The sequence below is a fragment of the Diaphorobacter oryzae DSM 22780 genome, assembly GCF_059568935.1.
In genome coordinates, this window is sequence record NZ_JCANUL010000015.1 from 40,459 (window position 1) to 56,187 (window position 15,729).

The 15,729-nt window shown below is 67.1% G+C and carries 15 protein-coding genes, 1 tRNA gene and 1 pseudogene; 4 read left to right on the forward strand and 13 right to left on the reverse strand.

Annotated elements, in window-relative coordinates; all coding sequences use genetic code 11:
* Positions 1–13 precede the first annotated feature (13 nt).
* Genes BP68_RS17770 through BP68_RS17825 form a run of 12 tightly spaced genes read right to left on the reverse strand, consistent with a single transcriptional unit; the run spans position 14 to position 10,599 of the window.
* Entirely contained in the window at positions 14–2,617 is a 2,604-nt protein-coding gene (locus BP68_RS17770) for a phage tail tape measure protein (RefSeq protein WP_496374237.1), read from the reverse strand.
* Positions 2,618–2,656: 39 nt separating this feature from the next.
* On the reverse strand, positions 2,657–2,881 hold the full coding sequence (locus tag BP68_RS17775) for a hypothetical protein (protein ID WP_496374239.1): 225 nt from the start codon (positions 2,879–2,881) through the stop codon (positions 2,657–2,659).
* Positions 2,882–2,925: 44 nt separating this feature from the next.
* A complete protein-coding gene (locus tag BP68_RS17780) occupies positions 2,926–3,042 on the reverse strand; it encodes a GpE family phage tail protein (protein WP_496374241.1) in 117 nt (38 codons plus the stop codon).
* Positions 3,043–3,050: 8 nt separating this feature from the next.
* Positions 3,051–3,407: a phage tail assembly protein gene (locus BP68_RS17785; RefSeq protein WP_496374243.1), complete on the reverse strand. Its 357-nt coding sequence runs from the start codon at positions 3,405–3,407 to the stop codon at positions 3,051–3,053.
* 35 nt (positions 3,408–3,442) lie between these two features.
* The gene (locus BP68_RS17790) at positions 3,443–3,952 is read right to left on the reverse strand and encodes a phage major tail tube protein (RefSeq protein WP_496374245.1); all 510 of its coding nucleotides are present in this window, start codon (positions 3,950–3,952) and stop codon (positions 3,443–3,445) included.
* Between the two features lie 36 nt (positions 3,953–3,988).
* Positions 3,989–5,182 (reverse strand): phage tail sheath subtilisin-like domain-containing protein, encoded by a 1,194-nt coding sequence (locus tag BP68_RS17795; protein WP_496374247.1) that lies wholly within the window; start codon positions 5,180–5,182, stop codon positions 3,989–3,991.
* A gap of 28 nt (positions 5,183–5,210) precedes the next feature.
* On the reverse strand, positions 5,211–5,450 hold the full coding sequence (locus BP68_RS17800) for a hypothetical protein (RefSeq protein ID WP_496374249.1): 240 nt from the start codon (positions 5,448–5,450) through the stop codon (positions 5,211–5,213).
* Complete coding sequence (locus BP68_RS17805; RefSeq protein ID WP_496374251.1) at positions 5,447–5,854, reverse strand: hypothetical protein; 408 nt, start codon at positions 5,852–5,854, stop codon at positions 5,447–5,449. Before BP68_RS17805 ends, BP68_RS17800 begins: the two co-directional genes overlap by 4 nt.
* 2 nt (positions 5,855–5,856) lie before the next feature.
* Entirely contained in the window at positions 5,857–6,333 is a 477-nt protein-coding gene (locus tag BP68_RS17810; protein ID WP_496374253.1) for a hypothetical protein, read from the reverse strand.
* Positions 6,333–9,458, reverse strand: a complete 3,126-nt coding sequence (locus BP68_RS17815) for a DUF4815 domain-containing protein (protein WP_496374255.1) — start codon at positions 9,456–9,458, stop codon at positions 6,333–6,335. The genes BP68_RS17810 and BP68_RS17815 overlap by 1 nt, the downstream gene beginning before the upstream one ends.
* A 13-nt stretch (positions 9,459–9,471) precedes the next feature.
* The gene (locus BP68_RS17820; RefSeq protein ID WP_496374257.1) at positions 9,472–9,957 is read right to left on the reverse strand and encodes a BW3TFN family phage tail fiber component; all 486 of its coding nucleotides are present in this window, start codon (positions 9,955–9,957) and stop codon (positions 9,472–9,474) included.
* Entirely contained in the window at positions 9,958–10,599 is a 642-nt protein-coding gene (locus tag BP68_RS17825) for a hypothetical protein (RefSeq protein ID WP_496374259.1), read from the reverse strand.
* A 162-nt stretch (positions 10,600–10,761) separates the two neighbouring features.
* Here BP68_RS17825 and BP68_RS17830 point away from each other — a divergent pair.
* From BP68_RS17830 to BP68_RS17845, 4 genes and pseudogenes are all read left to right on the forward strand, one after another.
* Positions 10,762–11,313, forward strand: a pseudogene (locus BP68_RS17830) (phage terminase large subunit family protein); the annotation flags it as partial.
* Between the two features lie 2 nt (positions 11,314–11,315).
* Positions 11,316–12,407, forward strand: coding sequence for a phage portal protein (locus BP68_RS17835; protein ID WP_496374261.1), 1,092 nt, complete (start codon positions 11,316–11,318; stop codon positions 12,405–12,407).
* A 617-nt stretch (positions 12,408–13,024) separates the two neighbouring features.
* Positions 13,025–13,114, forward strand: a tRNA-Ser gene (locus tag BP68_RS17840).
* A gap of 188 nt (positions 13,115–13,302) precedes the next feature.
* A protein-coding gene (locus tag BP68_RS17845; protein ID WP_496374323.1) for an IS5 family transposase occupies positions 13,303–14,101 on the forward strand; the annotation gives its coding sequence in 2 pieces (ribosomal slippage) (positions 13,303–13,574 and positions 13,573–14,101; 801 coding nt in all).
* 120 nt (positions 14,102–14,221) lie between these two features.
* Here the strand turns inward: BP68_RS17845 and BP68_RS17850 are convergent.
* A complete protein-coding gene (locus BP68_RS17850; protein WP_496374263.1) occupies positions 14,222–15,718 on the reverse strand; it encodes a Do family serine endopeptidase in 1,497 nt (498 codons plus the stop codon).
* Positions 15,719–15,729 lie beyond the last annotated feature (11 nt).

The window sequence follows — 15,729 nt, forward strand, 5'->3', positions numbered from 1 at the left end:
GTTGCGCTCCCTCTCAGTCAATGTCCGCAAGCTGCGACAGCACGCGCGAGCGCTTGGCGCGCTCGCGGCGGTCCAGCTCGGCCGTGACGGCGCGTGCCAGGGCCTGGGCGTCCATGCCCGGCGCGGCGTGGATGGTGATTTGGTAGGTATTGCCGGCCGCCGCAGGCGCGGGCGCACCCGCCAGCGCCGCGGCCGACAGCGGCGGCCGGCTGTCGACGCGCACGGGGCCCGCACCGGCCATGCCTGGCGCCGCCGCCGTGGCAGCGGTGGCCAGCGTGAGCGCCGCGGTGCGCACGGCGCCCTGGCCGCCCTGCATGCCGATGGCCGCGCCCTCGGCGATCCAGCCGCCGTACTGCATGAACACGCGCGATGGTGAGTTGATGCCCAGCTTCTCGCGGAACCAGCCGCCCACGGCATCGGCCACGCCCACCACCGCGTCGCGTACTGCCAGGGCGCGGCTGGTGATGCCGTCCACCAGGCCCTGCAGCAAGTCGGAGCCAGCCTGGAAGAACTGTTGCTTGGCGCTCACCAGGGTTTGCCACAGCGATGCGGCGCCCGCCGCTGCGCGATCCCACAGCGCGCCGGCGGTGTCCGAGAGCTGGCGCCAGATGGCCAGCAACCCGCCCTTGATGCCGTCCCAGTTGCGCCACACCATGTAGGCAGCGACCGCCAGCAGCGCGAACGCGGCGACGATGGGGTTGGCGATCAGGAACACGGCGAGCACTCGCAGACCGGCCAGCAGCCACGCGGCGGCACCGCGTAGCAATGCGAAGGCCCGGCCTGCAATGAAGCCCGCGCGGTAGAGCAGGCCCATGCCCCCGGCCGCTGCGCCGGCAGCGGCGCGTGCGCCGAACATGGACACCACCAGCCACTGGAACAGGAACCGTACCAGCATGGCCTTGCCTGCCAGCAACGCCAACGGCACCAGCAGGGCACCCAGGCCCACCAGCAGCGCGGACACCGCCAGGAATGCGCCCAGCAGCCAGCCCACCAGCGTCTTGTTCTCCTGCACAAATGCGCTCACGCCCTCGATCAGCGGATTGATGGCATGCAGCAGGCGCAGCAACGCGGGCTCCAGCGCTTCGCCCAATGCAGAACTCAGGTTGAACGCCCGGTTGCTGGTCAACTGCCACTGAGCCGACAGGTTGGCGTTGCGCGCCGCGGCCTCGCGCGCCATGGATCCCTGGGCCCTTTGGCTGTTGGCCAGGTTGAGCTGCCGCTGCAGTTCCTCGGGCTTGTCCACCAGCTTGGCGAGGGTGTCGCTGTGCTCCATGCCGGCCAGCTCCACCATTACACCCGTGCGCTTGTGCTCCGGCAGCTTGCGGATGGCCTCCACCACCTTGAGGATGGTTCCCATGGCGTCGGTAGACATGCCCTTTTGCACAGCATCAGGCGACAGCCCGATTTCCGCCATGGCGGCCTGGAACTTCTTGGTTCCCTTGGTCGCGGCGGCGAACTTCTGCACGATGGCGTTTGCCGCGGTGCCCGCAGTTTCGGCACGCTCGCCCAGCGTCAGCAGCGTGGAGCCGAGCGCGGCAGCGTCCTGCGCCTTCATGGCCACCGTGGACACCACGCCGCTGGTTCGGTTCAGAAAGTCGATGATGTCGCCGCCCTTGCTGATGGCGTTGTCATCGAGGTAGTTGATGGAGTCCGCAAGGCTGCGAATGTCGGTCAGCGGGATCTTGAAGTTCTTCGCCACCTTGCCCATGGACTCTGTGATTTGGTCGGGCACGGCGTCGAAGGCGGTCGCAATCTCCGAGGCCATGAGCGTGAATTCGCCCAAGCGGTCGGTCGGCACTTCCATGCGCGCCGCGGCCGTCACCATGTCTGTGATGGCGGTGGTGGCCAACGGAATGCGGTGGCTCAGGCCGCGTATCTGTTCCTCGATGGCGCGGTAGACGGGCGTGAGGTTGCCGGCATCGTCGCGGGCGCCTTCTACCTGGCGGGCGATGCCCAGCATGTGGTCCTGGTGCTTTGCGAAGTCGGTTACCGGCCCCATGCCCACCTGCACGCCGCGCCGGCCCGTGGCCTGCATGGCCGCGCCCACGCCAGCCGCCATGCCGGTGTGCAGCATGGTGCGTGCGTGCTTTTCGCGCAGCGCGGCCAGTTGCCGCTGCTGGTCGGCCTGGGTGCGCAGGGCGGCGTTCTGCCGGGTGATTTCCGCAGTGGTGGCGTTGATGTTGGAGCGCAGCTCGCGCTCATGGTTGGAGAGGCCGCGCGTGCTGATGCCCGCGGCCTGCAGCTTGTCGCGCAGCTCCTGCACCTGTCGCGCTTGGCGTTCGTGCTGCTGGCCCAGGCCGGCCGCCTCGCGTTTGGCGGAGGCGAACTCCCGCGCCATGGCCCGTGTGGGCGGCCCTGCTGCCTGCAGGTTGCGCGCGAGCTGCGCCACGCGGCCCTGCGCCTGGGCCAGCTTGTCGGCGGTGTCGGCAAGGCCGGCGCGCATGGTGCGCCAGTCGCCCACCATGGCCTGTTGTTGGTTCAGTTCCTTGAGGCGGTCGCGGGTGGCCTTGAGTGCCTTGGCAGCATCGTTGCTGCCCGCGCTGATGCGCTTGAGCGGCCCCAGCACGCGGTCCACCACGTCAAGCACCACACGCAGGCGCATGCTGTCAGCGGCCATGGATGCCTCCATGGCCTGCGGTGGTGGCGTGGCTTGGGGTTAGATGCCGCGCAGCGGGCGCGAGCGGCCGGCGTTGGCGCGGGCCTGCAGTGCCTGGGCCTGTGAGAGCAGCGCATCGGACTGCGCGAGCTGCTGCTCGGCGCGCTCCAGATCGGCCTTGGTGCCCGAGCGTGCCCAGGCCAGCAGGCCTGCGGGCAGCAGCAGGACGCAGGCGCCCCACAGCACCACGATGGCGAGCAGGGCAAGGGCGATGGCGGTAAGCATGGTTCATTGTTGCACAGTCCGAATCGGGGCGTCGCAGGGGTGGCTCACTCCTGCTTGCCGTAGCGCTCGCGGGCTCGCTCGCGCCACTGCATCAGCTCGGCCAGCGTCATGTCTTCCATGTCCGCGGGCCGCCAATGGAACACCAGGGCCAGGTCGGCCATGGCGTCCTCTACTCGCTCGGGAACACCTCCCTCTGTGCCTTCGGCACCAAAAAACCGGCCACCTCCGTTCCCAGCGCCACAAGGTCGGCCGGGTCAACCATGTGCATCTCCTGCTTGTGGATCATGGGCTCGGTGATGCGCGGCAGGATGGTTTGCAGTGCCGTGGTGTTCATCTGCAGCAGCTCCACAAGCGAGAGGCCGCGCAGCGCGCCCGAGTTGGGCTTGCGCACCAGCACCTTGCACAGATCGCCATTGGGGCGCTTGATCGGCACGTCGAGGGTGACTTCGCGCACGTCGTGGTTTTGCACTGCGGCTGAAGCGGCGCCGGCCTGTTCGGCCGTGATGGGTTCCTTGATTTCTTTCATGGTGGTTTACGGATGGAAGTTGATGAGGGGATGCGTTAGATGCCCAGCGCGGCGCGCACCTGGGCCAGGCGGTCAACACCGTTGACCACTTCGATGAAGTTCACGCAGTCGATTTCGAGCTGCACCTGACCGTTGATGGACAGCTTGTAGTAGCTCACGGCCATCTTGAACTTCAGCTCTGTCTTGTCGCCGGCCTTGGCCTTGCCGGGGTCGATTTCGGAGAAGCGACCGCGCATCACGACTTCAAGCGAGTCCACGCCTTCGCTGTCGTCGCCCTGCAGCGCGCCCGCGAAGCGCAGCAACACGGCGTCATGCCGCTGCGCACCCCAGGTGTCGAAGAGGTCTTTCATGTAGCCGGCGGCGGTCAGTTCGGCTTCCAGCGCTTCCATGCCGAAGTCGAGTGCAGCCTCGCCGTTCATACCGCCCGCGCGGTACTTTTCCATCTTGCGTGTGAGCTTCGGCAGGCCCACCTCGGGCATCTCGCCGACATACGAGATGCCATCAACGAATGTGGCGAAGTGTTTCAGGGAGCGGGGCAGACCCATGGTGTGTTTCTCCTGTTGGTTCGGTGTGTGGGGTGCTTACTGGCCGGTGCCTACGCGCAGTGCGAAGTCGGCGAAGTAGCGGTCGGTGATGCGCTGGCGAAAACCCAGGTCTTCCAGGGGCGGCACAGGCGTGAAGTCGTAGTCCAGCAGCAGCTTGCCGGCCTTGAGCGTGGCGGTTTCGTTCACGCTTTCGTCGTACCAGGCCTTGCCGTCGAGGATGTAGCCCAGGGCCTTGAGTTCGCGGAACTTGGCGTTGATGCCCTCCAGAATGTCTTTCACCAGGCTGGGGTGCATGGGCTTGTCCACGGCCCAGAAGTGGGACTCGGCCATGGTGTCGCCCAGCACCTGGGCGGTGCGCACTGCGCTTTCAAAAACGAAGTTCGGCTCGCTGGTGCACGTGCGCGAACCCCAGTAGCGGTGCCCCTGGCTCTGGATCAGCGTGGTGATGCCGGCTTGGTTGAGGATGCCGGCCTCGGTGTCCGGGCTCTGCAGATCCCAGTGCACGTCGCGGCTGATGCCCAGCACGCCCGAGAGCGGCACGTTGGAGAGCGTCTTGTGCCAGCCCTGTTCCTGGTCGATCTTGGCGCGCAGGCCCAGGGCATAGGCCACGGCTGACACGTCGCGCACGGCTGCGGCGTTCACGTCGAACGCCTTCCAGCCGGGCCACAGCATCATCAGCTCGCGCTGGCCGAAGTGGTCGCGGTAGGCCTGCGCCTCGCCCACGTTGTCGCCGATGGCCTGCGCGTAGGTGAAGCCCTTGAGCTTGTAGGCGACTGCGGCCATCGCATCGGTGACGGCCTGGCTGTCGAGACCCGGCGTGCCCAGGATGCGCGGCTTGACGCCCAGCGTGCCCTGCGCCGCCAGCAGCGCTTGCATGCCGGTGTACTGGTTGCCCACGGTGGTGCCGATCACCTTGGCGTCCTGGTCTGCCAGGCGGTCTTCTTCGGTGATGCCCTCGCCATCGGGCACGCGCACGACGACGAGCACGGGTCGGCATTGATTCTTGATGGCATCGAGTGCCGGCGCCAGCGTGCCCTTGGTGCCGGCCTTGCCGATGGCCGCGTCGATCTTCGTGACCAGCACGGGGCGGTTCAGCGGGAACGTGGCCGCGTCGGCGTCGCTGGCCGTCGCCACAAGGCCGATCACGGCGGTGGACACGATGCGGATGGCATTGATCCCGTCGCTCACTTCCGTGACGCGGATGCCGTGGTGAAAAGGTGCGGTAGCCATGAAGTGGTTTCTCCGGTGTTGTGGTGGATCAGGTGCGAAGGGATGGCGGCTGCTGCAGCCGCCGCAGCTCGGACAGGTAGGCGGCCTCGCAGTGGCTTGCCTGCCAGAAGAACAGGCGGTCGATGGCGCCGGCCGTCCACTCCCAGTAGCGGTGCCCCTTTACGCGCATGCGGTGGGCGCGGCTGGAGAGGGTTTCGTCGGGCGCGCCGGCCAGCAGCGCGTTGGCGAGCTGGTCGATGGCGATGGCGATGTTCAGCAGCCACGTCATAGCTCGATGCCCTTGGCGTCGATGAACAGCGCGTCCATCTGCTCGGTGGTGAGTCCCAGCGCCACCGCTGCCTGGTTCAGGAACGGCGAGTCACGCCGCCATGTCAGCGTGTCGTTCAGCGCCACTTCTGCAAGGGCCTGCTCGATGGGGTCTGCGATGCCCGCAACAAAGCCCTGTACCGCCGGCCACATGCCGGCGCGGATCAGCGCGGCCTTGCCTTGGGCGCGGGTAATGGACTCGGGCACCTCTGGCTGCGGCGGCTGCGGCGGACTGAAAACCCCGGTCAGATCGTCGTACAGCCACCCCGGCGAGGCATCGCCGCAGGGCAGCCATCCATCGGGTTGCTGCTCGGCCTCCACCACGTTGTCGGCCATGCCCCTTTCGACTCGTGCGAAACGCTGCATGGTCAGTATTCCTCGATGCGGATGAAACCGCCGGAACCGTTCGCGCCGCGGTAGAAGGCGCCGTTGCCGCGACCTGCGCCGCCTCCGGCGCCGTACCCGCCCCCAGGCTCTGCAGCAGCTGTTCCCGCGGAACTCTTGCCTCCTACGCCCATGGTCGAATCGCCGCCCCCGCTGATACTCCCAGCCTTGGAATTTGTTTTGCCCAGCGTTGGTGTCGTATCCGGTGGTGTCGCTCTGCCGGTCTGGTCGCCGCTAGCGGGCCCGCCTGCATTGCCACCTCTGCCGATGCTCCCTTGCAGGCCCGCAATCGCCGCTGCCAGCTCACTGGCTTCCACCTTGCTGAGCATGCTGTTCGTCAGCGCCGTGCACGCGCTGTCGAGCGCGGACAAGGCGTCGCGCAGGCGCAGCACGTCCTGTTCCAGCTTGTTGTCGGGGTGCGGCATGGAAAGGCCCATGCCCGGTGTGCGGTCATCCACCATCACAGCACCACCGCGCGCAGGTTTGCGGCCCAGGGCCTGGCGCTGAACCCGCCATGCATTGCCACGCGCAGGCGCAGGCGTTCGGCCGCGAACTGTTGCAGCTCGTAGGTCAGCTCCATGACGCCGGCCGTCATGGCGCTTGACGACAGATACGGCACGTCCGTCCACGCGGCGCCGGGCGCGTCGGCCAGGGCCTGAACGGTCAGCGACGTGCCGGCGGGCAGGTAGGCCTCCAGCGTGGCGCGCACGGTGACCATGCCGCCCGCGCCGAGCATGGGCGTGATGTAGTCGCCATCGTCTTGCAGCGAACCCACCACCAGCTGCAGGCCGGGCTCCAGCACGGCGGCGAAACGGGCATCGCCGCGCAGCCGGGCCTTGACGCTGACCGGGCCGGTGTAGCGCGAGGGCAGCTCCACCACCTGGCCGGCGGCGGCCTGCACGGTGTGTGCGATGCCGGTGGCGGCCATCTCGAACACGGCCACGGCCGCCGCGCTGGGCTGGTGTGCGAAGGCCTGCACGCACAGGTCGGTGGCGTCCGCCACGTTGACTGTGCCCAGGTCGATGACGCGCTCGTGCTCGGTGTAGTCGGCGGCAACCAGGCGGAATGCCATGTCCATGTCCTGGTGGGCCGTCCATGTGCTGGCGTTGGAGCTGGAGAGCAGCACGCCCACCTGGTAGGGCTGGCTGGTCACCCAGCGCTTGGCGGTTTCGTCCCAGCCGCCGAGCTGGGCCACGGCGAGCGCGGTGGTGTCGTCGTCGGAGAGCACGACGACGGCGTATTCGCGGCCGGGCTGCAAAACGACAGGGCTCCATTGCGCGAGCGTGGGCGTGCCGTCCGTCTTGATGGCGGCCGGCTGCAGCCGCACTTGGGCCAGCACGCGCGGCGTGGGGGCACCGTTGTCGGCCTCGCGCAGCTGCACCAGCGCACCCGTGGCGCCCACGGCCGTGAAATGCAGCTCGACACCCGTGCAGTGCTCGGGCGCATCGAGCATGAAGGTCTGCGCCAGCGGATCTACCGGCGCGGCCACGAAGTAGATGATTTGCGACAGCTCGCGGTCGATGCGCTCGCCTTGGCCCGTGAACAGGGTAGAGGCCCTGCTGCCGCCCGTGCCGCGAAACTCCACCGCCTTGGTGCCTGCGGGCACGCCGGCCGGCACGGCGAACGTGCCGCTCAGGCGGCCCGTGGCGTCGGCCACCAGCGTTCCGCCCGGCAGCGGCTGCGCCTCCATCGCCATGCCGTCGAAGGTGAGCGACTGCAGGCTCTCGCCGGGGCCGAAGTCGAGGTCGAAGCGCACGTCGATCTCGCGCAGGAATTCAAGCTGCTCGGTGGTTTGCTTGACCACCTTCTTGTCGCCTTTGCCGCTGTACCAGGCCGCCATGCGGGTGGGCGCGCCCAGCGTGTCGTTCACGTCGGTCCAGCGGTCCACCGCAGGCGTGAGCGTGGCGGCCCTGGGCAGCGGGTCGAACGCGCTGTAGGGGTTGACCAGCATCGAACCCGTGCGCGCCGGCTGTGACAGGGCAGTGCGGTGCGTGTAGGCCGGGCTTTGGCGGGCGGTCAGGCTCAGGCCGATCTGGTGCACGGCGATGGCGATGGGCAGGCGCAGCGCGCCGCCCACGATCAGCCCGGTCTGCGGCTGGCCCGCGTCGCGCATGTCGTTGGACAGCATGGGGTCTGCGAACTGCCCGCGCTTGATGCCCGAGTAGCGGCCCGCAATGTCCACAGCGAGGCGGATTTCTGCCAAGTCCATGCGCATGCGGCGGTTGTCCTCGCGCAGGTCGGCGGCTTCGTCCATGGGCATCATGCGCACGCCGTCCATGGTGACGCGGCGCTGATCGTCCCAGCTCTGGTAGACGCTTGCGATGGCCAGCACGCTTGTGGGCACCTGGGGCGCCAGTGGAATCCAGGGTGCGGGCACGCCGCGCACCCAGGCGAATGTGCCTTCGCGGTCGAGGGTGAGCCGGTCGATACGGCGCAGCGCGTTGTGGTAGGACAGCATCACGGTGGTGCCTGCGACGGCGCCCTCCACGGTCAGGCCGCGCGCGTCCACATCAGTGGGCTCCACCACGGCCATGTAGAGATAGGTCACCTTGTAGGTGCTGCCGGGCGCGGGCTCTGCGCCGTCCGGGCTCCAGTCCACTTGCCCGGCCGTGAGCTTGAAATCGTCAGTGGGCGCGAACTGGACCGCGCCTTGCTGGATCAGCTCGATCTGCTGCACGCTGTTGTCGGGCAGCGGATCGGCGGCGCCCACGAAGCCGCCGTGCACCACATCGACGGTGCGCCGGCGGATGGCGCGCACCTGGGGCGCGCCCACCATGGGCCAGCGGTCAAAGGCGATGCGCTGCGCGCCGTCTGTGGTGGACAGGTGCGGCTCGGAGTCCACCCACTGCAGGTCGGGCTGGGCGTTGAACACGAGGCGCCGGCCGCTGGGCAGCTCCAGCGCGCGGCCGCCGATGCGTGCCGCGCCTTCGGCCAGGTTGTAGACCTGCTCGCCCGTGGGCAGGTCCGCCGCCTGGCGCAGCTCCATGCCGCGCACGATGTAGGTGCCGCCTGCGCTGTCGCGGTCGTAGCGCTCCAGGGCCTGGGTGACGGCGTCGATGTTGGGTGGCGGCTCCTTTGGCCGCACCCATCCGTCTTCCACGGTCCAGACGGGAAAGAAGTCGCCGGCCTGGCCGCTGGCGCCGATGCCCCATGCGAGCTGCACGCGCTCGCGGGCGGCGCCGGGCTCCCGGAAACCATCGGTCCCTTTGGCGGGATTCAGCAGTTCGGGGTCTTCCAGTTCGGTGATGAGGTCGCGCGTCATGTAGACGCCCACGTACACCACGCCCACGGTTGCGATGGCGAGTTGCGCAGGCGGCACGCCGCGCACGCAGCCGGCCACGTAGAGCGCGCCGGCCTCGCATGTGGTCGCGCCCGTGCTGTGGTTGACCACGATGCCGGCGCCGCTGACGATGGAGCCTTCCTTCATCAGCATGTCGGCCACGCCGCGCAGGCGGGCGTGCAGCGCGCTTTCCAGCTCGTTCACCTCGGCGCTCTGCAGTACCTTGTCTGCGCGCCACCGGATGCGGTCGTAGTTTTTCGCCGGGTCGAAGCGGTCGTAAATGGCGTTTGGGTTGGCTGTCGTCATGGCTTACCGGCCCTTAGAAGGGCAGCACGTATTCGTAGGTCTGGCGCACGGCGCCGTTGCGCTGGAATGCCGGCACGCGCTCCAGCGTGTAGAGCCGGCCGGGCGCGGCCACCTGGTCTGGCGTGAAGTAGCGCTGCCCCACGGGCAGGCCCGCCACGGGCTGGGAGCCGAAGAAGATGCCCAGCTCGCGCAGCGTCTCGCCGTCCGCGTCGGCGAAGTTGAAGACAACGCGTACGTAGAGCCAGCGCGTGGGGCCGGCCACGACGGTGTACTTGCTGCCGCTGGGCAGCTCCACCTCGCCGGCCGGGTCGGGTTGCACGAAGCCGACGAAGGTGGCCAGGCGGCGGCCCACTTCGTCTATCAGGCCGGTGGCGTCGATGGGCTCTGGCTCGGGCTGCGCATCCCACGCCGGCAGGCCCCGGCCCCAGGCCAGGTGCACGGGCTGCGCGGCCATGGCGACGGCCAGGGCAATGCGTCCATCGTCTTGAAGGGTTGCCATTCAGGTGCTCTCCGTAGATTTCGATTCGATGAATACGGGACGCCAGCGGTTGGCGCCCCAGGTGCCGGCCCAGCTCTGCGGCTGGGGCAGTGCGGGCGGAAGTTCTTGCGCGGCGCGGGTGGTGGTGGCCACTTCGGACCGCGGTGCGATCCATGCGGTTTCGGCCACGTCGATGACGCCGAGCGCCCCGTTCTCGCAGGCGACGCGCTCGTAGGCGGGCGCTTCGCTGGTTCGCAGCACTCCCATGCCGCCGAATTCGACGGCCCGCACGCGCGAGTCGAGGCGCCAGGAGTCGAGCACTGGCTTGTCGCGGCGCGTGACGCGCGCCACGTGCGCGGCAGTGCACAGGCCCAGCGGCTGGCCTGCGGCGGCGGTGGTGCCGCCGCGGTGTATCGCCCCGAAGCTGGCCTTGACGGGCTCGCCCGTCTCCACGCTGTGCCACACGCCCGAGTCGTCATCGAGCAGGCCTTGGTCGAGCCGCTGGGGGCCGTCCATGCGCACGGGGCGCCGGTCGTAGCCATGGAACACGCGCCAGAACTGCACGTGGGCGGGCACGGTGGCGCGCACCACGTGGGCGATGCGGCCGATTTCCTCGGCAGTGGCCGCGCGGCCCAGGTCGATGTGGAGGCGCGCGCCGCGCATGTCGAGCGTGGCGGCCGGGAAGCCTACTGGTTGAACAGCAGGCGGGTTGCGTTTTTCATGGATGGATCTCTCGCGGATATGGGTTGCGGTAGTTGCGTTGTAGGGTGCGGCGGCGGTGTCAGCAGTCGGCCTTCAAGGCGCCTTCGGTGCCCGTGGATGCCGGTGTGGGTCGGCTATGACCCCAGCCACACGGGCGACAGCGCCGGCCTGGTGGTGCTGGCCCCGCCGACCAAGCCCGGCGGGCAACTGCGCGTGCTGCATACCCAGCAGTTCAAGGGCATGGACTTTGAGGCGCAGGCGAAGGCGATCAAGGAAATCACACAGCGCTACAACGTGGTGGCCATGACGTTGGACACCACGGGCATAGGGCAGGGCGTGTTCCAGTTGGTGCAGAAGTTCTACCCGGCCGCGCGCGGCATCAACTACAGCGTGGAGACCAAGACCATGCTGGTGCTCAAGGCGCAGCAGGTCATCAACGCGGGCCGGCTGGAGTTCGACGCCGTCAACAAGGAACTGGCCAGCAGCTTCATGGCCATCAAGCGCGAGCTGACGGCCAGTGGGCGCAGCGTGACCTACGCCGCCGGCCGCAGCGAGGAAACCGGCCACTCTGACCTGGCCTGGGCCTGCATGAACGCGATCAGCAATGAGCCCCTGGAAGTCGGCACCGGCCTGGCCACGGTGCAGGGGCAGTCTTTTCTTGAAATCTCTGAATAGCCATGACCAAACGCACACGCCGCACACCCGCACAGGCCCGGCACTATTCCGCGCAGGCAGCAGTGACCGCGCCCCACGTCCCGCCCGCGGATCCCATCACGGAATCTCCCGCCGCCCAGTCGTTCACCTTCGACCTGGGCGAGCCCGAGCCCGTCATCGGTGGCCGGTCTGCGCTGCTGGAGTACGCGGAGTGCCTGCAGTCTGGCGACTGGTACGAGCCGCCAGTGAGCCTGGCCGCGCTGGCCCGGCTGCTGCGCGTGGGCGCGCACCACGAATCCGCGCTGCGCTTCAAGATCAACGTGCTGGCCAGCACCTTCGTGCCGTCGCAGTGGCTCAGTGCAGAGTCGTTCCGCGCCCTGGCGCTGGACTTCATGGTGCTGGGCAATGGCTATTTGGAGCGCCGCCGCAACCGGCTTGGCAACCTGCTGGAGCTGCGCCACGCGCTGGGCAAGTACGTGCGCCGCGGCGTGGAGCCCGGCCGCTACTTCTTCGTGACGGACATGCAGAGCCCCCACGAATTCCCCCGCAACGATGTGTTCCACCTGCGCGAGCAGGACATTCACCAGGAGGTGTACGGCCTGCCGCCGTACCTGGGCGCGCTGCAGTCCGCGCTGCTCAACGAATCGGCCACGCTGTTCCGCCGCCGCTACTACAACAACGGCAGCCACGCGGGCTTCATCCTGTATGTGACCGATGCGGCCCAGGCGCAGGGCGACATCGACAAGATGCGCGAACAGCTGACCAAGACCAAGGGCACGGGCAACTTCCGCAACCTGTTCTATTACGCGCCCGGCGGCAAGAAGGAGGGCATCCAGCTCATCCCCATCAGCGAGGTGGCCGCCAAGGATGACTTCCTGAACATCAAGAACGCCAGCCGCGACGATGTGCTGGCCGTGCACCGGGTGCCGCCGCAGCTCATGGGCATGCTGCCCAACAACGTGGGCGGCTTCGGCGACGTTGAGAAGGCGGCCAAGGTCTTCGCCCGCAATGAGATCGCGCCCCTGCAGGCCACCATGGCCCACGCCATCAACACCTGGGCCGGCGTGCCGGCCTGCGCGTTCAAGCCCTACGTGCTGGAAGACCTGCCCGCGTAGCCCCCGCCCGCCGCCGCCCCACAAGCCCGCCCAAGCGCGGGCTTTTTCGTGCCCACCCCCGCCCCTTGCCTGCGCCCCTGCCTGCCCCTGCGGCCCGCCCGGCGCCCCCCTCCTGCTGGCCCCGCGCCCCGGCCGGCGCCCGCCCGACCCCACCATGACCCGCGGCGCGCCGTCGAGACCCCGCCGCGCCTGCCCGCTTCATGTGTTGATTTCGTCGGCTGTGCCGCCGCCATCCCGCGCAAGGCCTGGCGCGGGCTTGCGCCCGGTTCTCGGCGTTCATGGAGTGTCGGGATTTGACGGGTTTGTCTCTCCTGAATTTGCGAGAAGATGCCCCCGTTAACAGGCCCGGCAAGGCGTCAAATCGGCCCGCCAAGGCGGTCAAATTTGATGGCCTACGGTATGGCCTACGGCATGCTTAGAAACGCTTGCAAGCCGCGTCGTTGCTAGGTCTCAATCTCCCTCCGTTTCCGCCAACACTAAAAAAACCCACTCTAAGAAGTGGGTTTTTTTGTGCCTGATGTGGCGCAACACCTTCAAAAGCAGAGAGATGACGACTGAGCTCATTTATCTGCCGAATTGTTCAGGAGTGTTAAAGCACTGCTATAATAAAAGGCTTCGGAGAGGTGGATGAGCGGTTTAAGTCGCACGCCTGGAAAGCGTGTGTGGGCTAATCCCCACCGCGGGTTCGAATCCCGCCCTCTCCGCCATACAAAACTTGCAAGTGCTTAGTTGCTAAAGATTTTTCGAATTCTGGCAGTCGGCACTTGTAAAAAATAAAAAAACCGCAGCGAGTGTTCGTTGCGGTTTTTTCTTTCTGGCTCCAGCCCATGACTTGCTCTTTCAGGAGCTGTTAGAACGTGTTCATGATCTTTGCTCTTGCCCTGACAATTGGTTGGTGCGAAGCAAGAAATACCCCAGCGACACGAGCCGCGAGCAATTCGAGATCATCAAGCCCTTGCTGGAGGGTGCGCGCAAGAAGACCAAGCCGCGCACCGTTGACTTGTACGAAGTGTGGTGCGCGGTGTTGTACCTGCTGCGCACGGGCTGCCAGTGGCGGGCACTGCCCAGCGACTTTCCCAAGTGGCGCACAGTGCACTCGTACTTTGCCCAATGGAGCCAGCCCGATGAGCAGGGCGTCAGCCTGCTGGAGCGGGCCTTAAAAAAATCAGGTTGGCGCGGCCCGAGAGAGACAGGGGCGCAACGCATGCAGCGCGTTCTTGATCATCGACGCGCAGAGTGTGAAGAACACAGACACGGCGGGCCTGAAGGACTATGACGCGGGCAAGAAGGTCTCGGGCATCAAGCGCCATATTGCGGTGGACACCCATGGCTTGCCGCACGCGGTGGCGGTGACGACGGCCGAGGTGACGGACCGCAAAGGGGCATTGCAAGCACTCAAGCGCTGCAAGCCCTGCCTGGGACGAGTGCAAAGTGTGCTGTGCGACAACGGCTACGTGGGCCAGCCCTTTGCGCAGGGCGTACAAGAGATTCTGGGTGATCACGTAACGGTGCAGATCGCCAAGAGGAGCGAGATGCACGCCTTCAAAGTCATGCCCAAGCGCTGGATCGTCGAGCGCAACTTTGCGTGGTTGGACAAGAACCGGCGGCTGTGGAAGAACTGCGAGCGCTGGCTTAACACCAGCTTGCAGTTCGTCCACCTGGCATTCTTGGCTCTATTGCTCAGAAGATCGTGAACACGTTCTTAGGGGCCGATTTGGTCGATCCGTGTCCATAGAATGGCCGAGTCGCTGGGAGAGAGGGGCGCCGCCTGTGTGCCGAAGGCATGGCGTCGCACTCACGAGAGTGCTCTGGCCTCATCCCATCGGCACCGGCACGAAGATGCGTTCGCCATCGCGCTCGATGAGTAGGGCGACCGATTTCTCAGCTTTAGACACCACGTTCCGTATCTGCTCGACGCTGTTCGCGGGCGTACCGTTGATGGCGAGCAGCACATCGCCAGGCTGCACGCCGGCCAGCGCAGCGGCGCCGCTGGCCCGCTCGACCAGCAGGCCTGCGTCCACATGGGCTGCCTGCTTCTCCTGCGGCGCCAGTGGCCGCAGGGAAAGGCCGAGCTTGCCTTTGTCAACATTGCCCGCGTCAGCCACCCGCTCGGCCTTGTCCTTGGCCCCACCCAAGGTGGCGACGATCTGCTCGGCATGTCCCTGACGCCAGATATCCAGCGACAGTTTGTCGCCTGGCTTGGCCATGCTGACCTGTGCCGGCAGGTCACCTGCGGCAACGATGGCCTGGCCGTTGGCGCGCAGGATCACATCACCCGATTTCAGCCCGGCGCGCTCGGCGGTGCTGCCTTGCTCAACGTTGGCGACCAGCGCACCCTCGGGTCGCGGTAGTTTGAAGGAGTCGGCGAAGGCCTGATTGACCTCCTGTACCGTGACGCCCAGACGCGCGTGCTCCACTTTGCCCGTGGCGACGATCTGATCCTTGATGCGGCTGGCCAGCTCGATGGGAATCGCAAACGACACACCCTGGTATCCGCCCGAGCGGCTGTATATCTGCGAGTTGATGCCCACCACCTCGCCACGAGCGTTGAACAGGGGCCCGCCCGAATTGCCGGGGTTGACCGCCACGTCGGTCTGGATGAACGGCACCGCGCTGTCGTCCGGAAGCGAGCGGCCTTTGGCGCTGACCACACCGGCGGTCACGCTGTTCTCAAAGCCGAATGGTGACCCGATGGCGAGCACCCACTCGCCGACCTGCAGGCTCTTACTGCTGCCCAGCGTCACCGTGGGAAGGCTGTGTGCTTGGATCTTGAGCACCGCTATGTCGGTTTTCGGGTCGGCACCGAGAACGCGGGCGGCGAACTCGCGCCGGTCCGTCAGCTTGACTGCCACCGTCTGTGCGTCGCGCACGACATGGGCGTTGGTCAAAATCAAACCGTCGGGGCTGACGATGAAGCCCGAGCCCTGCCCGCGCACAGGTGCCTGGCGAAGCTCACCGCCGGGCGCTCTCTGGAACATGCCGGGCGGCAGGCCGAACTGACGGAAGAAGTCATTGAGAGGGTTGTCGAGTCCCTGGGCGAGCGCCTCATCGCCACCGTCCGACACCTTCTGAATACCACTGGTGCTGATGTTGACGACGGCAGGGCCATTGCGTGCCGTAATTTCAGAAAAGCTGGGCAGCGTTTGGTTGAGCGGTGCTTCAAGGTGCGGCGAGGCAACCGAGGGGCTGGCAGCGGGCGCCTGAGCATGCCCGACCGTGTGGCTGAGCACTGTGGCTCCCACACCCCCCAGAATCCCCGCCGCCAACAAGGCGGCCGCCAGCTTCTTCGATCGCAGTTCAAAGGTGTTCATGTGCATTCCTC

Excerpts from the sequence above, each read along its gene's own strand:
- BP68_RS17770 (WP_496374237.1), bottom strand. The coding sequence starts at position 2,617 with ATGGCCGCTGACAGCATGCGCCTGCGTGTGGTGCTTGACGTGGTGGAC.
- BP68_RS17790 (WP_496374245.1), bottom strand. The coding sequence starts at position 3,952 with ATGGGTCTGCCCCGCTCCCTGAAACACTTCGCCACATTCGTTGATGGC.
- BP68_RS17775 (WP_496374239.1), bottom strand. The coding sequence starts at position 2,881 with ATGCTTACCGCCATCGCCCTTGCCCTGCTCGCCATCGTGGTGCTGTGG.
- BP68_RS17815 (WP_496374255.1), bottom strand. The coding sequence starts at position 9,458 with ATGACGACAGCCAACCCAAACGCCATTTACGACCGCTTCGACCCGGCG.
- BP68_RS17835 (WP_496374261.1), top strand. The coding sequence starts at position 11,316 with ATGACCAAACGCACACGCCGCACACCCGCACAGGCCCGGCACTATTCC.
- BP68_RS17780 (WP_496374241.1), bottom strand. The coding sequence starts at position 3,042 with ATGGCCGACCTGGCCCTGGTGTTCCATTGGCGGCCCGCGGACATGGAA.
- BP68_RS17810 (WP_496374253.1), bottom strand. The coding sequence starts at position 6,333 with ATGGTGGATGACCGCACACCGGGCATGGGCCTTTCCATGCCGCACCCC.
- BP68_RS17850 (WP_496374263.1), bottom strand. The coding sequence starts at position 15,718 with ATGAACACCTTTGAACTGCGATCGAAGAAGCTGGCGGCCGCCTTGTTG.
- BP68_RS17825 (WP_496374259.1), bottom strand. The coding sequence starts at position 10,599 with ATGCGCGGCGCGCGCCTCCACATCGACCTGGGCCGCGCGGCCACTGCC.
- BP68_RS17800 (WP_496374249.1), bottom strand. The coding sequence starts at position 5,450 with ATGACGTGGCTGCTGAACATCGCCATCGCCATCGACCAGCTCGCCAAC.
- BP68_RS17820 (WP_496374257.1), bottom strand. The coding sequence starts at position 9,957 with ATGGCAACCCTTCAAGACGATGGACGCATTGCCCTGGCCGTCGCCATG.
- BP68_RS17785 (WP_496374243.1), bottom strand. The coding sequence starts at position 3,407 with ATGAAAGAAATCAAGGAACCCATCACGGCCGAACAGGCCGGCGCCGCT.
- BP68_RS17805 (WP_496374251.1), bottom strand. The coding sequence starts at position 5,854 with ATGCAGCGTTTCGCACGAGTCGAAAGGGGCATGGCCGACAACGTGGTG.
- BP68_RS17795 (WP_496374247.1), bottom strand. The coding sequence starts at position 5,182 with ATGGCTACCGCACCTTTTCACCACGGCATCCGCGTCACGGAAGTGAGC.